Below are 16,705 nucleotides of genomic sequence, written 5' to 3'. Positions count from 1 at the left end.
CCGGTGACCAACAGCGTGCCGGGCGAGTTGCCCGGGGCGAGCCGGCCGGCGACGGTGATGTCGGCTGCGACCGAGCCGGTTCCAGACAGCGTCGCGCCCTGGTCCACCGAGAGGCTCGGCGTCGTCAGCGTGCCGCCGACCGACAGGGTGCCGCCGGAGACGGTGGAGGCCTTCTGGAAGGTCGCCGCGCTGGCCACCGTAAGGGTGCCGGCGCCGGTCTTCTCCAGGCCACCCTGGCTGGTGAAGTCGACGAGCCAGGTGGTGTCGGAGCCGCCCGCGCCGACCGTGTAGGTGCCGGTTCCGCTCATGCCGACGGGACCGACGGAAAGCGCCCGGTCGAGGCGGACGAGGCCCCAGCCGAAGATCGGGTCGACGCCCGGCGCGCCCAGGTCCTCGGCGGTGGTGAACAGGATGTGCACGATCTCCGCCGGCGTGAAAGTCGGGTAGGCCTCGATCAGGACGGCAATCGCCCCGGCCACGTTCGGTGCCGCCATCGAGGTGCCGGACTTGAAACCGTAGCTGTCCTCCGGAACGGTCGAGTAGATGCCGCGATCGCCCGGGAGGCCCGTCTCCGGATAGTAGGGCGCGACCTGGTCGCCACCGGGAGCGGAGACACACCATTCGGCCGCTGCGCCGCACATCTGGGAATAGGATGCGAGGTGATTGTAGGCATCGAGCGCCACCACGACGACGATGCGGCCTCTGGCTTTACCGTCTGCCGCTTCCGCCGCGGCAAGTGCTTCGGCCGAAGTGAAGCTCAGGTCGAGCCCGGTCCCTTGGTCGTCGTAGATCAGGGCACCGGCAGAGTTGGTGGCACCGGAATTCGCCGGCTGGATGAACGGATAAAGACCGATGCCGCTGGGGCTCTCCGAATAGACTGGCGCTTCGAGGCGCGAATTGCCCGCCGCCATGACGACGATCTGGCCTGCGTCGAGGGACCCACGGACGGCCTGGGCTTCAGACAGCAGGTTGGCCTGGGCTTCGCTATCGCCGAGATCCCACGTAGTCGCCCCATCGGTCGTGCCGGGCCCAAAGCTTCCGTTGATTACGCGTACGTCGGAGAACTGGGAAAGGTACCGGAACGCCTTGGTTGTCTCGCTGCCCTCGCCGCCGATCGGAGCGCAATCATCACTCAGGATTGAGACGCCGCATTGTTCGAGAATGTAGGTGGGCACCGGGTCGCCATCGTCATCGACGACCTTGCCGCCCTGGCTGATCGCCTTGACCGCCAAAATGATCGCATCCGGCGCAACGCCCTGCATGCCGAAGCCGTTCTCGCCGGCCGCGATGATGCCGGAGACATGAGTGCCGTGCCCGTTCTGGTCCTGCGAGTCATCGCCCCCCTGGGCGAACGCCGCGCGGATCTCGCTTTCGGAATATTGCTGACACCAGGCGACGTTGCTCGAGTTGCAGACGAGATCGTGATCGAACCAGTGAAGGAAGCTGGTCGAGCGCGAATCCAGGCGCTGCCAGAATTCCGGATGAACCGACCCGTCGGGTCGGACGTCGATGCCGGTATCGATGACGCCGACCACAACATCATCACCCGTGATGTCCTGCGCCAGCGCCGCCGCGACGCCCATCGCGTCCAGGCTGTAGTTCCGTTGGAACTCGGTCAGGGATGCGAGTGGAATGTCGGGGTTACCGCCGGGATAGGGCGTCGGATTGGCGAAGGGTGCGGCAGGAGGCGCGTCGGCGCTCTGGCCAGCCTGCAGGGACACGGAGGCCGCGGGCCAGGTATCGGCAAGATTGCGGCCGGCAGAGATCGCCCGCTCGATGGAGGCCGCGAGGTCAGGGCGAAGGGCGATTGCGGCGTCGGCGATTGCAGCGGAGCGCAGCGGTGTCAGTCGCGCATTCTCCACCACGCTCGCGATCAGCGACCGGTCGCCGAAGGCCGCAGCCTCGCTCAGGGCATCCCGGATGAAGGCGACGCCATGGTGGGTCGGCTCCGGTGCTGACTGGGCTGCGGCGCCCTGACTTCCCGCGGCAAGGCTGACCGCCAGCAGAGCGGCACTGAATCCAATGCGCGCAGACACCATCAGAACTGCCCTCCCAAGCCGGCTCCGACAATCATGGACCGGTTCAATTCTTGCCCCCGTGTTCGCTAAGCGAACACGTCAGCCCTGCACGATTCCGTCTGCAGTGCCACTAGGCAACGGGAATTGATGGTCAATGCAGAGATGCGCGCACACATTCTACCCAGAGGTGCAGAAATGCCACACTTGCGCGCTGAGTGCGCCTTTCGGAGAGAGCACGGACAGTGGCGCGGCAAGCAACGCGCGGCCATCCCGTGATAACGGCCATACACACGCCTCGCGCGGCCCGGACTCGCCATTCCCTTGTATTCTGCAGCATGCTTAATGTGTGAGCGCGCGTGGCATTGAGGGAGTACGCGAACGCATGATCCGGCTTGCGATATTGTTGCTGGGTGCCCGTGCACTGCGCAGAAAGTGGCGAATTCTTGCGACCGCCGGCGCAGTCTGGCTGCTCGTGGGCGGGCTCATGCTCGCCGATCTCAGCGATGGCAAGATGAGCGTCGTGGTGGACACGCTTGGCGTCCTGCTCGCGCTTCAGGGCATCGTCGAACTGGTTGCCGGCTGCCTTCTCGGGTTGCGCAGCGGCAGCAGCCACATCCTGCGCGGCCTCACCTTCATGGTCGCGGGTTTCCTCGTCGCCGATATCCCGTGGGACAACAACATCGCGAGCGCTCTCCTGTTCGGCCTCGCCTTCGTGGCCGATGGGATCATCAGGACGGGATCGGCCCTCCTCGTTCGCAGTCCGCGCTGGCCTCAGGCGGTGCTCGTCGGCATCCTGGAGGTCTGTGCCGGCATCCTCATTCACGCCGGCCACCCGCTGCCCCACCGGCTGACGGTTCCCTTCTTCCTGGCACTTCTTCTGCTTTTTACCGGTGCGTCCCTCGTGACCATGGCCGTCCAGCTGCGCCGTCTGCCGAGCGGCGCGTCGGTCACGTCGCTGCCGCTGTTCGCATCCCGCTTCTGGCACACGCGCAGAAACAACGTCGTGGAAGAGTGGGGCGGGCCGGACACGCCGCAGCAGAGGTTGTTCGTGAGAGTCTGGACCGCGATGGGATCGGTGCGCGGGGCACGCGGACTTCCCGTTCTCAGGCGGTACGTCGCCGCAGTCGATCACAACGGAATCGTGTCCACCGGGCACGCGGCTCTGGAGATGACGCCGGACATCTATGTCAGCCACTATCCGGCGGTGGAGATCGATCGCAGCGGCGACGAATTTCGCCGGCTTCTCAATGCCGGGCCAGAAAACAACGTGCCCGGCCTGCTGCAACCCTCCTACCAGGAAGAAGCTGCCGACTGGTGCCCCGCCGATCGCACCGTCGTCTTCAACCGGTTCAATGCTCCCGCACTGAGGGCGTTCTGGCAGGAGTATTCGCGTGACGCGACCTACAACCTGACCGCCAGAAACTGTTCGACCTCCGCGATCATCGCCCTCGATGCGGCCACCGAAGGCATCCTCGGAGATCGACGCCCATTGCTCCGCTTCTGCCAGATTTTGACCAACCCCGATTTCTGGCTCTTGCAGATCATCCGCGGTCGGGCCGAGGTCATGACCTGGACACCCGGCCTGGCACTCGACTATGCCAGCGTGCTCCGGGACGTGACGGAGGGCAGCGACCGCAGCTGGCGGCGGCGGGTGGCGGACGCGTGGCGTCGACGGAAACCGGCCGGTTCCGACGCGGCCGATCCGGGATCGTGAACCCGCTGCGCGACCAGGCCGCAATAACATTCACCGCGGCGATCTTCGGGCTCACATACGGGCTGAGTGCGCCGCTCATCGCGCTGCAGATGGACGCCGCCGGCTGGTCCGAATTCATGATCGGCGCCAACGCGGCCATGCACGCGCTTGGCGTGCTCCTGGTCGCCCCGTTTCTCCCGACGCTTGTCAGCCGTTTCGGCACGGCCCGAAGCGCGCTGGCCGCGCTTGCCGGCGGGGGCCTTACCCTCTTTCTGTTCCCATTCGCCCCGGCGCTCTGGCTGTGGTTCCCGTTGCGGCTCGCCCTCGGGATAGTATCCGAAACGCTGTTCGTCACCACCGAGACATGGATCAATCAGATCAGTTCGGAGGCCACGCGAGCGCGCAGCATCGCCTTCTATGTTGCGAGCCTGTCGCTCGGCTTCGCACTGGGTCCGGCCATCATCGCAATCATCGGCAGCGAGGGACCGCTGCCGTTCCTCGCCGGGGCGGCGCTGTCGCTGGTCGCGCTCGCCGTCTTCGTTGGCATGGCGCCGCGCCGCATCGTTCTCGACTATCACCCAATGATGAGCCCGCTTCGGGCCCTGCGGCTGGCGCCGGTGGCAATCTTTGCGACAATGCTCAACGCCGCTCTGGAGACCGCTGGCCTGACGCTCTTGCCGCTCTACGCCATGGATGCCGGGTGGTCGCAGACACATGCGACGCTTCTGATCACCATTCTCATGGTGGGCGCCATCGTGCTTCAGCTGCCGATCGGCTGGCTGGGGGACAGGATGGATCGTCGCAGGCTCGCGCTCGGTCTCGCTGCCTTCTCTGCCGCCGGGGCCGCTGTCTGGCCGTTCGCGCTGGCCGACCCCTGGATCGCCTATCCGCTGCTGTTCGTCTGGGGCGGGGCGTTCGCGGGCATCTACACGATCATGGTGACGGTGATCGGCAGTCGATTCCAGGGGGCGGAACAGGTCAGCCTCTATGCCATTCTCTCGGTCGTCTGGGGTTTCGGCGCGCTCCTCGGTCCCCTTATGGGCGGCACTGCCATGCACCTGACGGCCCACGGACTGCCGCTGTTTGCGGCGGTGTCCTGTGCGGCGCTCGCGCTGTTCATGCTGGCAAGCCGGTCAAAGGCCTGACTCAAAAAAGCGATGCATACCTCCGAGTCGGGGGCAGATGACGTCCATCCGCGCGGCCGGTCACATGAACTCCGCCGTTGTGGCACTCGATCTGAAATCCGACACGATGCGCTGGCCCGACGCGACAAGCGCAGCCGCCTTCTCCGCCAGCCCGTCGGCCAGGAGCCGTCCGTCGCGCTTGCGGAACTGGCCGGCGATCATGACGGCGTCAACGTTGCCGGGATTGGCGTAGCAAACGACGGCGTGGGCGGGATCCTGAACGCCGATTATGTTCAGATCGTCGGCGCGCAGGAGCACGAGGTCGGCCTGCTTGCCCGGCGTCAGCGAGCCGATCCTGTCGTCCAGCCGGAAGGCATAGGCGCCGCCGGTGGTGGCCCAGCCGAGCGCCTGCCTCACGGTGACCGGCATCGGGTGCGGCCGCTCGCCGGTGACGGCCTTCATGCGCATCGAGGTGAGATGCCGTTCGGCCTGCATGGAGAACCGGGTGACAGCAAACATGTCCGGCGCGTAGGCGCTTTCCACGTCGGAGCCAACCGAGATCGGTCCGCCCAGCGCCACGAGCCGGCCCGACAGCGGGTCGGTGTAGCACATCTGCATCTCGACCTCGGCGGTGACGGAAAAGGTCGCCCCGTTCTCCAGCAGGAGGGCCAGGTCGGCGTCGGTAAGCTCGTTGCCATGCACGACGTTGAAACGGCGGTCGATCAACCCCTTCCCCGCCGCCAGCCGGTAGCCCGCGGGTGCCAGCATCGCCGCATTGGAGTGATGCAGGGAGGTGACGAGATCGTACTCCCTGGCCAGCTCCAGATCGGACATCAGCACCTCCTCCGTGCACATCTGCGGGCCGAGGATGGCAAGCCCCATGGTGACCAGCGCGTCGTCGCTGGCGAGCCGCCCCTTGCGCAGACGCTCCACCTCGCCGCGCGGCATCGGGATCTCTGAATAGGGCTTCTGGCCGGGCTTGGGGTCGGGCTTCGGCGAGCCGTGCAGGAAGACGGCGCGGATGCCGGACTCCTCCAGCCCGTCGACGGCAGCGTCGGTATGGTCCGGGGTCGGGTTGTTGTGGTGCCAGTCGACGAGGGTGGTGACGCCCTGGTTGATCTGGTTCAACGCGCCCATCAGGTTGGCGATGCGGATGTCGGCGGGCCGGAAGAAGCCGGCGAGGCCTGCGTGGACGGCCCGGAAATAGTTGGTGGACGTCCAGTCGCTGCCGAGCCCGCGCAGCCCAGTCTGCCAGGTGTGGATGTGGGCGTTGACAAAGCCCGGCATGACGATGCGGTTCGACGCATCGACGATCTCGGCGCCAGCCGGCACGTCGAGATCCGGGCCGACCGCCAGCACGCGGTCGTTCTCGACCAGCACGTCGGCGCGCTCGAAGTCGCCGAGCGTGTCGTCCATGGTGACGACCTGGCCGCCCTTGATGAGGGTATGCGCCATGGGTTTCCTCCCCGAAACCGTTGGTCCTGTGATCCGCCCGTCTCAGACGGGCGCGTATTCGCCCGCCTGCACCGGCACGGCCCGCACCTTCGGGACGGACCCGCCGGCCGCAATTCCGGCGCGCTCGGCCACGCGCCACGCCGCGTCGGTCACGTCCTGGCTGGACAGGCTGTACTTCTGAAACAGGTGCGGCGCGTTGAGCGAGCCTTCCGCGTAGGTGTCTGCAAGGCCCACCCGGGCGAGCCGCACGCCGAGCCCTTCGTCGGCAATGAGTTCGGCGACCGCGCTGCCGAGCCCGCCGATTGTGGTGTGGTTCTCGACCGCGACCACCGCCTTAGCCCGGCCGATGACGCGGATGAGCGTCTCGCGGTCGAGCGGTTTGATGACGGGCACGTGGACGAGCGAGACCGAAATGCCGGCCTCCGTGAGCGCGTCGGCCGCCTGGACCGCGGAAGCGAGCATCATGCCGGACGTGAGGATCGCCACGTCGCCGCCATCGCGGATCACTTCCGCGCGGGTCAGGCTGAACCGGTGGCCTTCGTCGAACATCACCGGCACCTCGCCGCGCTTCAGGCGCAGATAGACCGGCCCGGGCACATCGACGATCTGCGGGACGATGTCGGCGATTTCCTGGGCGTCGGCGGCATCGACGATGGTCATTCCGGGGATCGCCCGCATGATCGCCACGTCGTCGATGGCCTGATGGCTCGGGCCGCCCGGCGTGCTGACGCCCGGCATGAAGCCGACGATCCTCACCGGCAGATTCGGATAGGCGATGGTGTTGACGATCTGGTCGTAGGGGCGGCGGGTGGCGAACACCCCGAAGGTGTGCACGAACGGGATGTAGCCGCGCCGGGCCAGCGCGCCGGCCATGCTCATCATGTTGGCCTCGGCCATGCCCGCATGGATGAAGCGGCCGGGAAGCTTGTCCTGGAACAGGTCGATCTCGCACTGCCGGGTGAGGTCGCCGGTGATGCAGAGGATGTCCGGCCGGGTCTCGGCGAGCGCCAGCAGCGCCCGCCCATACGGTTTCAGCTCGGTGGCATAGGGGGCGTCACGCAAGGCGGCTCTCCAGCTCTTCGGTCGCAAGCCGGGTCAGCTCTTCCGGCAGCTTGATGAAATGGCCGTCGGCATCCGCCGGCAGGCAGGCGAGACCGGTGCGCGTCGAGGTGCGGCCGATCAGGATCGTCGGCAACTCGGATTGGAGCGCCGCCTTGAGCGCCCTGTCGATCGCCTCCGGATCGTGGCCGTCGATGTCGTGGGCGGCCCAGCCGAAGGCCCGCCACTTGTCGGCGATGGGCTCCAGCGTAGTGATGGTGTCGACGGGGCCGTCCACCTGGGAGTTGTTGGCGTCGAGCAGCACCACCAGCCGGTTCAGCTTGTTGTGGCCGGCGAACAGGGCCGCCTCCCAGATCTGGCCTTCCTGCAGCTCGCCGTCGCTGATCAGGGCGTAGGTGAAGCCCTGCGTGCCCGACAGCCGGTTGGCCAGCGCAAAGCCGATGGCGCCGGAGAGCCCCATGCCCAGCGAGCCGCCGGTGAGGTCGACGCCGGGCGAGCGCTCGGTGCCGATGGCCTCCAGGTCGCTGTCGTTCTTGCCGTAGGTGTCGAGAAGGGCCGGGTCGAGCCGGCCGACCTCCGCCTCCGCCGCGTAGAAGGCGAGAATGTAGTGGCCCGGTGAGCAGACCACGTCGTCGATCTCGGGCCGGTAGGCGGAGGTGTAGAGGGTGGCGACGAGCTCTGCGCAGGACAGCGCCTGCCCCAGATAGCCGAAGCCCTGCGGCGCCACCATTCGCAGCGCGTGAAGTCTGATGGCATCGGCGAACCGGGCCGGGTCGCGCCCGGTGCCGGCCGGCAGGTCGTTTCTGCCCCGTTCGGGGGCCGCGGTGTCGCTCATCAGTCGTCTCCAAAAGATCGGATCGAAGGGCATAGGCCCGCGCGGAACGCGAGACCCCGGCCGAACCAGCAGTCGGGGCGGCGCGCGGGCGCTACAGGAGCACCAGCGCGATGCCGGGAACGAAGACCATCAGGACGGTGAACAGCACCATCGTCACCACGAACGGCGTCACCCCGGAGAAAATCTCGCCGAGCGTGACGTAGCCGTCCGGAAGCGACCCTTTGACCACGAAGACGGACAGGCCGAAGGGGGGCGTGAGCAGGCCGATCTCCACCGCGATGATGGTGAGCACGCCGAACCAGATCGGATCGCCGCCGAGGGCCGCAATGATCGGCAGCGCGATCGGGCTGACGATCAGGATGATCGACACGGAATCGAGGATCATGCCGAGCAGCATGACCAGAGCCACGTAGGTCAGGCAGAAGGCGATCAGCGTCAGGTCCTGGCCGGCAATAAACTGGGTCATCACCATGGGAATGGAGGAGAGCGCGATCATCCGCGAATAGAAGCTCGCGGCGATGATCAAGAAGAGAATGCCGGCGGTGACGAAGCCCGCCTCAAGCACCACGTCCTTCAGCGTCGGCCAGGTCAGCCGGCCGCGGGCCGCGGCCACGACGAGCGCCCCGAGCGCCCCCAGCGCACCCGCCTCGGTGGGGCTAACCAGACCGCCGTAAATGCCACCCATGACCAGCACGATGAGAAAGATGACCGGCGCCAGATTGGCCAGCATCTCGCCGAAGCTCATTCTTTCGTCGGTGGCATCGGGCTTCGCGTTGCCGACGAAGCCCTTGGCGAAGGTGGCCATGGTGGCGTTCATCAAGCCAAAGGCGACGGCCAGCAGTATGCCCGGCACGATGGCGGCGACGAACAGCGCACCGATCGAGGTCTCCGCCACCAGACCGTAGATGATCAGGAGCAGGCTCGGCGGGATCAGCATACCTAGCACCGAGGATCCGGCCACCACGCCGACGGCGAAGCGCCGTGTGTAGCCGGCCTCCACCATCGGCGGCACGGCGATGCGGCTGAACACGGCGGCGGACGCGATGGAGGAGCCGGTGATGGCGGCGAAGATCGCGTTGGCGCCGACGGTGGCGTTGGCAAGTCCTCCCCTGACCCCGCGCAGAAGCACGACGGCAACCCGGAATGCGTCGCGCCCGACATCTGCGCGGTCGAGAACCAGCCCCATCATCACGAACAGCGGCACCACGCCGAATTCAAACGAGCGGACCGCGCCGGACGCAGAGATCCCCAGCGCGTTCAGAGAAACATCGACATTGCTGCGGATCGCCCAGATCGCCACGAACGACATGCCGATGAGGGCAAAAGCGACCGGCATGCCGCAGGCGACCATCGCGAACAGGCCGAGGAAGGCGAGAAAGCCGAGCTGCATGCGCGAGAGGTCGCCGTAGGCGATGAGCAGCAGGAAAGCGGCCATCAGCACGACCAGGATGACCAGGCCAACGAGTCCGCGCCCGGGCCCCGGCACGGCGAGCGCGCGCAGGAACTTCGCGCCATGGCGACACAACAGGATGAGCGCCTCGGCGGTGGCCACAAGTGCACCGATCGCGGTGGCCAGCTTGAACGGCCAGAGCGGCATCTGGAAGGCACCCACTGCGCCAGCAAACTCGTCGGTGCGCCACGCGTCGGCCGCATCGTCGGCCAGCCACTGGACCATCAGGGCAAGCAGAGCCAGCGCGATGGCGGCGTAGAGCGCCATGGCGCCATGGGCGAGAACCGGTTTGTCGCGTTCCCAGCCGCCCATGAGGAAGTCGGCGTGGATCATCTTGCCGGCGCGCATGGTGGCGCCGAGCTGGCAGAACACGCAGGCGACGATCGCGTAGGCGACGAACTCCGACACGCCGTTGAGGGGCAGCGAGAAAAACTTGCGCAGAAGCACGTCGGCGCAGATCAGCAGCATGAAGCTCGCGATCACCGTGGAGCCGAGCGTTGTGAGGCTGTAGGAGACGGCACCCACGGCGCGGTCGAGCCTCGCCCCCATCCCCATCGGCGGGGCAGCGGTGTCTTCAGTGCGACCCGTCATGAAGCGGCCTTTGCCATCCGTCGTGCCTGCGGGAAGGGCTCCGGCCGCGGACGGCCGGAGCGGGTTCGTTGCATGGCTCAGAGGCCGGCGGACCAGTCGCGGAGCGGGTTGGCGCCTTCCGCCTGAACCGTCTCCATAAAGGCCATCATGATCTCGCGGGCAGGCACGTTGGGGCCCTCCACCGCATCGACCCACGCCTTGCCGAGATCCGGCATACGGTTGACCCATTCCTTCTTCTGGGCCTGCGGCATGTCGGAGACGGTCGCGCCCTCCTTCTCGAAGAGGTCGAACACCTGCTTCTCGCGCTCGACGATCAGGCGGGCATTCTCCGTCGAGTAGCCGGCGCCGAGCTCCGCCAGCACCTGCTGTACGTCATCCGGCAGGGCGTTGTAGGTGTCGGAGTTGACGCCGAAGCCGCCGAAGGTGAGCGGGCCAGTGTCCACCCGGGTCACGTGAGGCGCGACCTCGTGCAGCTTCAGCGGATAGGCGCCGGTGGAAATCAGCAGCACGCCGTCGCCGACGCCGGTCTGCATCTGGCTGTACATCTGCGGGATGCCGGTGGCGATCAGGGTCGCGCCGAGCGGCTCCACCCAGGGGGCCAGCACGGTCCCGCCAAGAATCTTCATGCCTTCCAGATCGGAAAGCTTCTCGATCGGCTTCTTGGTGAACAGGCTGTAGCCGTCCGAAACGCACGAGCCGAAGAAGGAGACGTTCTGGCGCGACCACTCCTCCTTCATCGCCGGCTGTTCGGAATTCAGCCGGTTCATCGTGTTGGTCGCCTGCGCCACGGTCTGGGTGACGAACGGGGTGGAGTACATGATGTTCTGAAGCGGCAGCGCGGCCGGCTCGAACAGCGAGCCGATCCAGCCCATGTCGGTAAGCTGGGTCGACACGGCCTCGAGCGTGTCCTTGAAATTGTAGAGGGTGCCGCCGAAGGCTTCCGTCCAGTCGATGCGGTGGTTGGACCCCATCTCCTCCAGAAGCTTGTTGGACCGCTCCACCACGATGGTCTTCAGCGGCGTCACCCACGGAATCGTCAGCGGGTGGCTGGAGGAAATCGTGAGCGGAATGGTCTCCTGCGCAAAGACCTTGCCCGAGCCCAGCACCGGCAGAGCCGTCGCCGAGATCATTCCCATCATCGCAGTCCGTCTGGTGATCTGCATTGGTCGTCCTCCCAAGGATCCGTCTTGTCGGTGTTTTTTTGGCCAATGCCGGTTGTTTTCCCGCCTTACTGGCCAAGCCACTTTCCAGTCCGGCCCCTCCCGGTGTCAACGCCGCCTGTGGCAGGTCGCGACCGGACGCGAGGGGGCCGCGCGCACATCAGTCGAAATTGTTCTTCCTGCCCTGGCGTACGTAGTCGACCACCGAGGAGATGCCCTGGCGGGTGTGGATCGCCTTCTTCTTCGAAACGTGGCCAAACATCTGGGTACCGAAGCCCAGGTCGAGATCGTTGACGATGCGCTGCTTCCACGGCCGGCGCACGATCTGGGCCGTGAGCCGACGCGTCGTGCGCGGCTGGGTCATGATGTGATCGGCGATCGTGTAGGCCCGGTCGATCAGCTGATCGCGCGGCATGATCTCGTTGACCATGCCCCATTCCAGCGCCTTCTCTGCGGTGATCGCCTCGCCGGTCAGCAGCGCATAGGCGGCGCGTTTGACGCCGAGCAGCTCCTGGAAGCAGTTGTGGATGCCGTCGGCGGGCACCGATCCGATGTCGTAGTGGAGATCGAACACGGTCGCATCGTCTGCCGCGATGGTGATGTCGCACATCAGCACGATCTCGGAATGGAAGCCGGGACCGTTGAAGATGCCGATGGTCGGGATCTCCAGATCGTTGATCAGCGAGCTGACGTTGATGCGGCCGTCCTTGAAGGCGTACTCGTACGCCCAGTACTCCATGTCCTCTTCTTCCAGCGCGAAGCCTTCCGGATCGGAGTCCATCATGAACTCCTCGCCCGAACCGGTGAGGATCATGATCTCGTTCTTCGGATCCGACCCGACGATCTTCAGCATCTGGCCGAGGGCGCGGTGATTCTGGACGCTTAGCTGGATGGGACCGCCGAGCGTGTGGGCTTCGATCAGGATCACGCCGTCGTCGCGGCGCGTCATCTTGAAGAAGTCCTTGAAGGCTTCGCTGTACTCGTCGAACTCGGGGGTGGGCACGAAAGCCTGCAGCGACATGAACGGTTCCTCCTAGGCCCTGGTTATAGTGCCGATCGCGATCGTGCAATCGTTTGCATTGACATTTGTCGGTCGGCCCTCGCGACCCCGCGCGGGGACGGAGGGCGAGCCCGGCCTACGCGTTGCGCGGAGCGAGCTTCATTCCGGCGGAATCGCCCTGCACCTCGAACAGGGACAGGAAATCGTCGTCGCGGTGGCCGCGGCCGATGGCGTTCTGGATCATCTGCATGGTGCCCGCGGTGAGCGGCACCGGGACCTCCTCCTGGCGCGCGACGGCGAGGCCGAGATCGAAGTCCTTGCGCAGCAGCTCGGTGGTGAAGGTCGGCGTCCAGTCCATCGACAGCATGTCGGGGGTGCGCTTCTTCACCCAGTCGGTGGCAAGCACCGTGGAATTGAGGAAATCCAGAAAGGCCTCACGCGGCACGCCCGATTTCTCGGCGAGCACAGTGACCTCTGACAGCGACTGCACCAGCAGTCCCAGATAGAGATTGTGGCAAATCTTCACCACCCGGGCCTGCTCACCTTCGCCCACCCAGACGGATGTCTTTGGAATGGCGTCTAGATAGGGCCGGACCTCGTCGTAGATCTTCTTCGGGCCCGAGACCATCAGGATCGAATTGCCTTCGGCGACGACGTGCGGGTTGCCGCTGATGGGCGAGGCGAGGAAGCCGACACCCTTCGACTCGACCGCGGCGCGAACGGCAGCCGACGCCTCGATGGACACCGACGAGCAGTCGACGATGACCTTCGGACGGGATGCGGCGGACAGGAGCCCCTTCTCGCCGGTGACGACCTCGGCGAGGTCCTTCGGCGTGGACACCATAATGAAGACGATATCGGTTTCGGCGAGGCCGACGATCTCGTCGGCAACCTTGGCGCCGGCTGCCGCAAGCGGCTCGGCCTTCGACCTGGTGCGGTTCCAGACCGTTACGTCGTGGCCGGCGTCGATCAGCCGGCGAGCCATCGCCGTACCCATTCGACCCGTGCCGAGCCAGCCAAGGGTCAATCCCGTCATGGCGAGTTGCCTCCCCTTTTTCCGTTCTTCTCACCACCTGCCACCGGCGGTGCGGTCTTGCCCCCTCGCCGCAGCGCTCGCGACCTTGCGAGCACTGGACTAAAGTGGCTAAGCCAATTTTTTATCAAGCTACGGATGTCATTGAGGCCCGTCAAGCGGAAGTGCTTCGCACGCTTCCTGATCGGGTCACGATCGGCGTGTGCATCACCCGGCTCCCTCTGGCCCCGATCTCGCGAAGCCGGCGTCCGCCCGGAATAAGTGCTCAACCTAGCCGTGCCGGCCGTGTTGACAGCGTCCGCAATGCGGCTAGACCAGAAAGCGATGGTGTCACCGCACAGTATGAACGAGGCAAAGCTTGGCGAGAGCTAAACTGTTGACCGACGAGGCTCTTTGGCGGCCCATTGAGGAAACGCCGGCCATTGGCTCGGCCGGCGGAAGCGGGGCCGCGGAAGAAATAGCCGACCAGGTTCAGGAGATGATCGTCAGCGGTCGGCTGGAGGCCGGTGCGCGACTTCCATCCGAGCGTGATCTGGCCCGGATGCTCGCCACCAGCCGCCCGACGGTCAGCCAGGCGATCCGCATCCTTGTGGTGAAGGGCCTCGTGCACACCCGACGCGGCTCTGGCGCTTACGTGATGCGTCGGCCGCAGGAGGGCTTCACCGCATCCGTCAATCTCATGCTCAGCCTCGACCGCGAATCGGCCGCGCAGCTCAACGAACTCCGCCTGTGGCTGGAGACCGCCGGGGTGACGGAAGCCATCGAACGGGCCACGCTCGACGAGGTGGACGCCGGAAAAGCGGCCCTGGATCAACTTCTTTCCAGCACCGGCGACATCGCGGCCTGGATGAGCGCCGACACGAGCTTTCATGCCACAGTGGTCCGCGCATCCCACAATCCGTTCCTCGCCTCCATCTACGAGAGTGTCCACGCCAACCTGATCCGCTACGAACACCGTGGCTGGATCGATCGCGGCGCAGTCCCCGACTGGCTGCAGCAGATCGATGCGGCGGAAATCACCGCGATCCACGAGCCGATCCTGGCCGCCATCCGGGACCGCGATGTGGAGGCGGGGCGTCTGGCCGTGCTGCGCCACCACGAGGCGATGGAGCAGCACCTCTGCGCCAGCCACGAATAGCCCGGCTCGCCGGCCCTCTCCGAATGGCTTCTTAACGCGGCGTGGACCATGCTAGGAGGGCCAGGCACTGCCGGGCCGCGAGCCGCCGCGCGGCCATCTGCCCTTCATCGACGTGTCCCGCCCGGCCAGCGCGCCCGTGGACACCGCCTTTGAGGCTTTCCCGGCCATGATCGCCTATCGTTGGATACTCCTTGCCGGGATCTGGCTGCTCTATTTCAGCTTCGGCGTCATCGTCGCCTCCATGGCTCCCCTGATCCCGGTCATCGGACGGGAGCTCGGCCTCGACAATGCCCGGATGGGTTTGATTCTCGGCGCCTGGCCGCTCGCCTACCTGATCGCCGCCCTGCCCTGCGGTATCCTCCTCGACCGGCTTACCCCGCGCCTGTCGCTGTTCCTGGGCGGTCTGGCCATCGCGCTGTCCGGCATCGCCCGGGGACTGGCAGACGGCGAAACCACCCTCTTCCTCGCCGTGGCGCTGTTCGGCCTGGGCGGCCCGCTTATCTCTGTCGGCGCGCCCAAGCTGGTTGCCCAGTGGTTCGAAGGGCCGAACCGCGGCATGGCCATGGGGATCTACATGACCGGCCCGGCACTCGGGACGGCAGCGGCGCTCGCGCTCACCGTCAGCGTGATCCTGCCGCTCGCCGGAGGCGACTGGCGGTCCGTGATGTGGATCTACGGCCTGCTCGCCCTCGCCAGCGCGGTGATCTGGTACACTCTTGCCAGCCATCCGGACGCCAGCACCGAAACGCCCGTGAGCGCCGACGAGCTCAATCTCGCCCGTGGCTCCGTGAAGAGCCTCTTCGCCGTACCCTCTGTGCGCCTCATTCTTGGCATGGCGGTGGGGCTGTTCTTCATCAACCACGCTCTGAACAACTGGCTGCCGGAAATGCTCAGGGCAGGTGGCCTCGACGCACGCGAGGCCGGCGTCTGGGCCGCCATCCCAACGCTCGTCGGCATCGTTGGCTCGCTGATCGTGCCGCGCCTCGCCATCCGGCGGCGGCGCATCGCCATCCTGATCGGGCTGTTCAGCCTCGTTTTCGTGGGAAGCCTGCTTCTTGCCTCCGACGACGCAACGCTGATGCTCGTGGCCCTGATCTTGCTCGGCATCACCCGCGGGGCGGCGATCACCGTCGTCCTGCTCCTTCTCCTGGAAGCGCCGGGCATGCGGCGCGAAGCCCACGGGCGGGCAAGCGGCCTGTTTTACATGGCGGGCGAGGTCGGCGGCGTGCTCGGCCCGCTGTCCGTCGGGCTGCTCTCCAACAGCACCGGAACGTTCACCAGTTCCTACGTGGCGATCGCCCTGATCAGCCTGGTCATGATCGCCCTGATGCCCCTGTTGCCGCGGCGGCGCGATCTCTGAGGCCGCCCGGGGGCCGACCGGTCAGACGTGCTGGCCGCCATTGATCTCGATTTCCGTACCGGTGACGTAGCTGCTGTCGCGAGAACACAAAAAGAAAATGGTCGAGGCAACCTCCTCCGGGAGGCCGAGGCGACGGAGCGGCAGCGTCTCGACGATCTTCTCGGTTCCCGGGCTGAGGATCCCCGTCTCCACCTCGCCGGGCGCGATCGCGTTGACGCGGACACCGTGCGGTCCGAAATCGTGGGCGAGTTCGCGGGTCAGCGCGGCGAGCGCGGCCTTCGACGTCGCGTAGGCGGCTCCGGCGAACGGATGTACGCGGCTTCCGGCGATGGAGGTCACGTTGACGATGGAGCCGCGCCCCGCAATCAACTGGTCCTTCAGTTCGCGCGCCAGCACCACCGCGGCGAAGAAGTTGACGTGGAACACCCGGCCCCAGTCGGCGAGATCTGTGTTGAAGGTATCCAGGCGCTCACCGTCTGGGCCTTTCGGTGAGATGCCGGCATTGTTGACGAGCGCCTGCAACTTGCCGTCGGCCAGCCGCTTCTTGATCTCCTCGGTCGCCGCGATGGTGCTCTTCGGATCGGCCAGGTCGAGCTGGATGTGGTTTTCACGACCGCCCGGCCACGGACAGTTTTCCGGAAAGGCATGGCGCGAGCAGGTGATCACCCGCCAGCCATGCATCGAAAACAGCCGCACCGTCGCATGGCCGATGCCCCGGCTTGCGCCGGTGAGAAGCAGTGTCGGTTGGGATTCGGTTCCGGACATGTCGCCACCTCGCAGGCCCCTCCC

General features: G+C 66.3%; 13 protein-coding genes and 1 pseudogene. 4 read left to right on the top strand and 10 right to left on the bottom strand.

Annotated features, from left to right (window positions below):
* The coding region (locus C507_RS23550; protein ID WP_018699694.1) for a S8 family serine peptidase at nucleotides 1–2,039 on the bottom strand (2,039 nt) is incomplete at its 3' end.
* A 361-nt stretch (nucleotides 2,040–2,400) separates the two neighbouring features.
* Between C507_RS23550 and C507_RS0110705 the strand changes: the two genes are divergently transcribed.
* Nucleotides 2,401–3,732 (top strand): HdeD family acid-resistance protein, encoded by a 1,332-nt coding sequence (locus C507_RS0110705; RefSeq protein ID WP_018699693.1) that lies wholly within the window; start codon nucleotides 2,401–2,403, stop codon nucleotides 3,730–3,732.
* Nucleotides 3,729–4,856 (top strand): MFS transporter, encoded by a 1,128-nt coding sequence (locus tag C507_RS0110700; protein WP_245559670.1) that lies wholly within the window; start codon nucleotides 3,729–3,731, stop codon nucleotides 4,854–4,856. Before C507_RS0110705 ends, C507_RS0110700 begins: the two co-directional genes overlap by 4 nt.
* Before the next feature lie 60 nt (nucleotides 4,857–4,916).
* Here the strand turns inward: C507_RS0110700 and C507_RS0110695 are convergent, their stop codons facing one another.
* The 8 genes and pseudogenes from C507_RS0110695 to C507_RS23605 form a co-directional block, all read right to left on the bottom strand.
* Entirely contained in the window at nucleotides 4,917–6,290 is a 1,374-nt protein-coding gene (locus C507_RS0110695) for an amidohydrolase family protein (RefSeq protein ID WP_018699691.1), read from the bottom strand.
* 42 nt (nucleotides 6,291–6,332) lie between these two features.
* On the bottom strand, nucleotides 6,333–7,352 hold the full coding sequence (locus C507_RS0110690; protein ID WP_018699690.1) for a transketolase family protein: 1,020 nt from the start codon (nucleotides 7,350–7,352) through the stop codon (nucleotides 6,333–6,335).
* On the bottom strand, nucleotides 7,345–8,184 hold the full coding sequence (locus C507_RS0110685) for a 1-deoxy-D-xylulose-5-phosphate synthase N-terminal domain-containing protein (protein WP_018699689.1): 840 nt from the start codon (nucleotides 8,182–8,184) through the stop codon (nucleotides 7,345–7,347). Before C507_RS0110685 ends, C507_RS0110690 begins: the two co-directional genes overlap by 8 nt.
* 91 nt (nucleotides 8,185–8,275) lie before the next feature.
* Nucleotides 8,276–10,225 carry a TRAP transporter large permease subunit gene (locus tag C507_RS0110680; RefSeq protein ID WP_156829247.1) on the bottom strand — a complete coding sequence of 650 codons (1,950 nt, stop codon included), beginning with the start codon at nucleotides 10,223–10,225 and terminating at the stop codon, nucleotides 8,276–8,278.
* Between the two features lie 77 nt (nucleotides 10,226–10,302).
* A complete protein-coding gene (locus C507_RS0110675) occupies nucleotides 10,303–11,388 on the bottom strand; it encodes a C4-dicarboxylate TRAP transporter substrate-binding protein (RefSeq protein WP_018699687.1) in 1,086 nt (361 codons plus the stop codon).
* 157 nt (nucleotides 11,389–11,545) lie between these two features.
* Nucleotides 11,546–12,406, bottom strand: a complete 861-nt coding sequence (locus tag C507_RS0110670; protein WP_018699686.1) for an enoyl-CoA hydratase/isomerase family protein — start codon at nucleotides 12,404–12,406, stop codon at nucleotides 11,546–11,548.
* A gap of 115 nt (nucleotides 12,407–12,521) precedes the next feature.
* Nucleotides 12,522–12,911, bottom strand: a complete 390-nt coding sequence (locus C507_RS23610) for an NAD-binding protein (RefSeq protein ID WP_342662897.1) — start codon at nucleotides 12,909–12,911, stop codon at nucleotides 12,522–12,524.
* 33 nt (nucleotides 12,912–12,944) lie between these two features.
* Nucleotides 12,945–13,427: pseudogene (locus C507_RS23605) on the bottom strand (NAD(P)-dependent oxidoreductase); the annotation flags it as partial.
* A 367-nt stretch (nucleotides 13,428–13,794) separates the two neighbouring features.
* On the opposite strand from C507_RS23605, the gene C507_RS0110660 reads away from it, so the two are divergent.
* Together C507_RS0110660 and C507_RS0110655 are read left to right on the top strand one after the other, a co-directional pair.
* Nucleotides 13,795–14,556: a FadR/GntR family transcriptional regulator gene (locus C507_RS0110660; protein WP_018699684.1), complete on the top strand. Its 762-nt coding sequence runs from the start codon at nucleotides 13,795–13,797 to the stop codon at nucleotides 14,554–14,556.
* Nucleotides 14,557–14,722: 166 nt separating this feature from the next.
* Nucleotides 14,723–15,916, top strand: coding sequence for an MFS transporter (locus C507_RS0110655; RefSeq protein WP_026319005.1), 1,194 nt, complete (start codon nucleotides 14,723–14,725; stop codon nucleotides 15,914–15,916).
* Between the two features lie 21 nt (nucleotides 15,917–15,937).
* On the opposite strand, the gene C507_RS0110650 is transcribed toward C507_RS0110655, so the two are convergent.
* Entirely contained in the window at nucleotides 15,938–16,681 is a 744-nt protein-coding gene (locus C507_RS0110650) for an SDR family NAD(P)-dependent oxidoreductase (protein ID WP_018699682.1), read from the bottom strand.
* Between the last annotated feature and the right edge of the window lie 24 nt (nucleotides 16,682–16,705).

Origin of the sequence: Amorphus coralli DSM 19760 (genome assembly GCF_000374525.1) — a bacterium.
Taxonomy (GTDB): Bacteria; Pseudomonadota; Alphaproteobacteria; order Rhizobiales; family Amorphaceae; genus Amorphus; species Amorphus coralli.
Note: the sequence above shows the minus strand (reverse complement) of the source record. Positions and strands in the feature narration are given on the sequence as shown.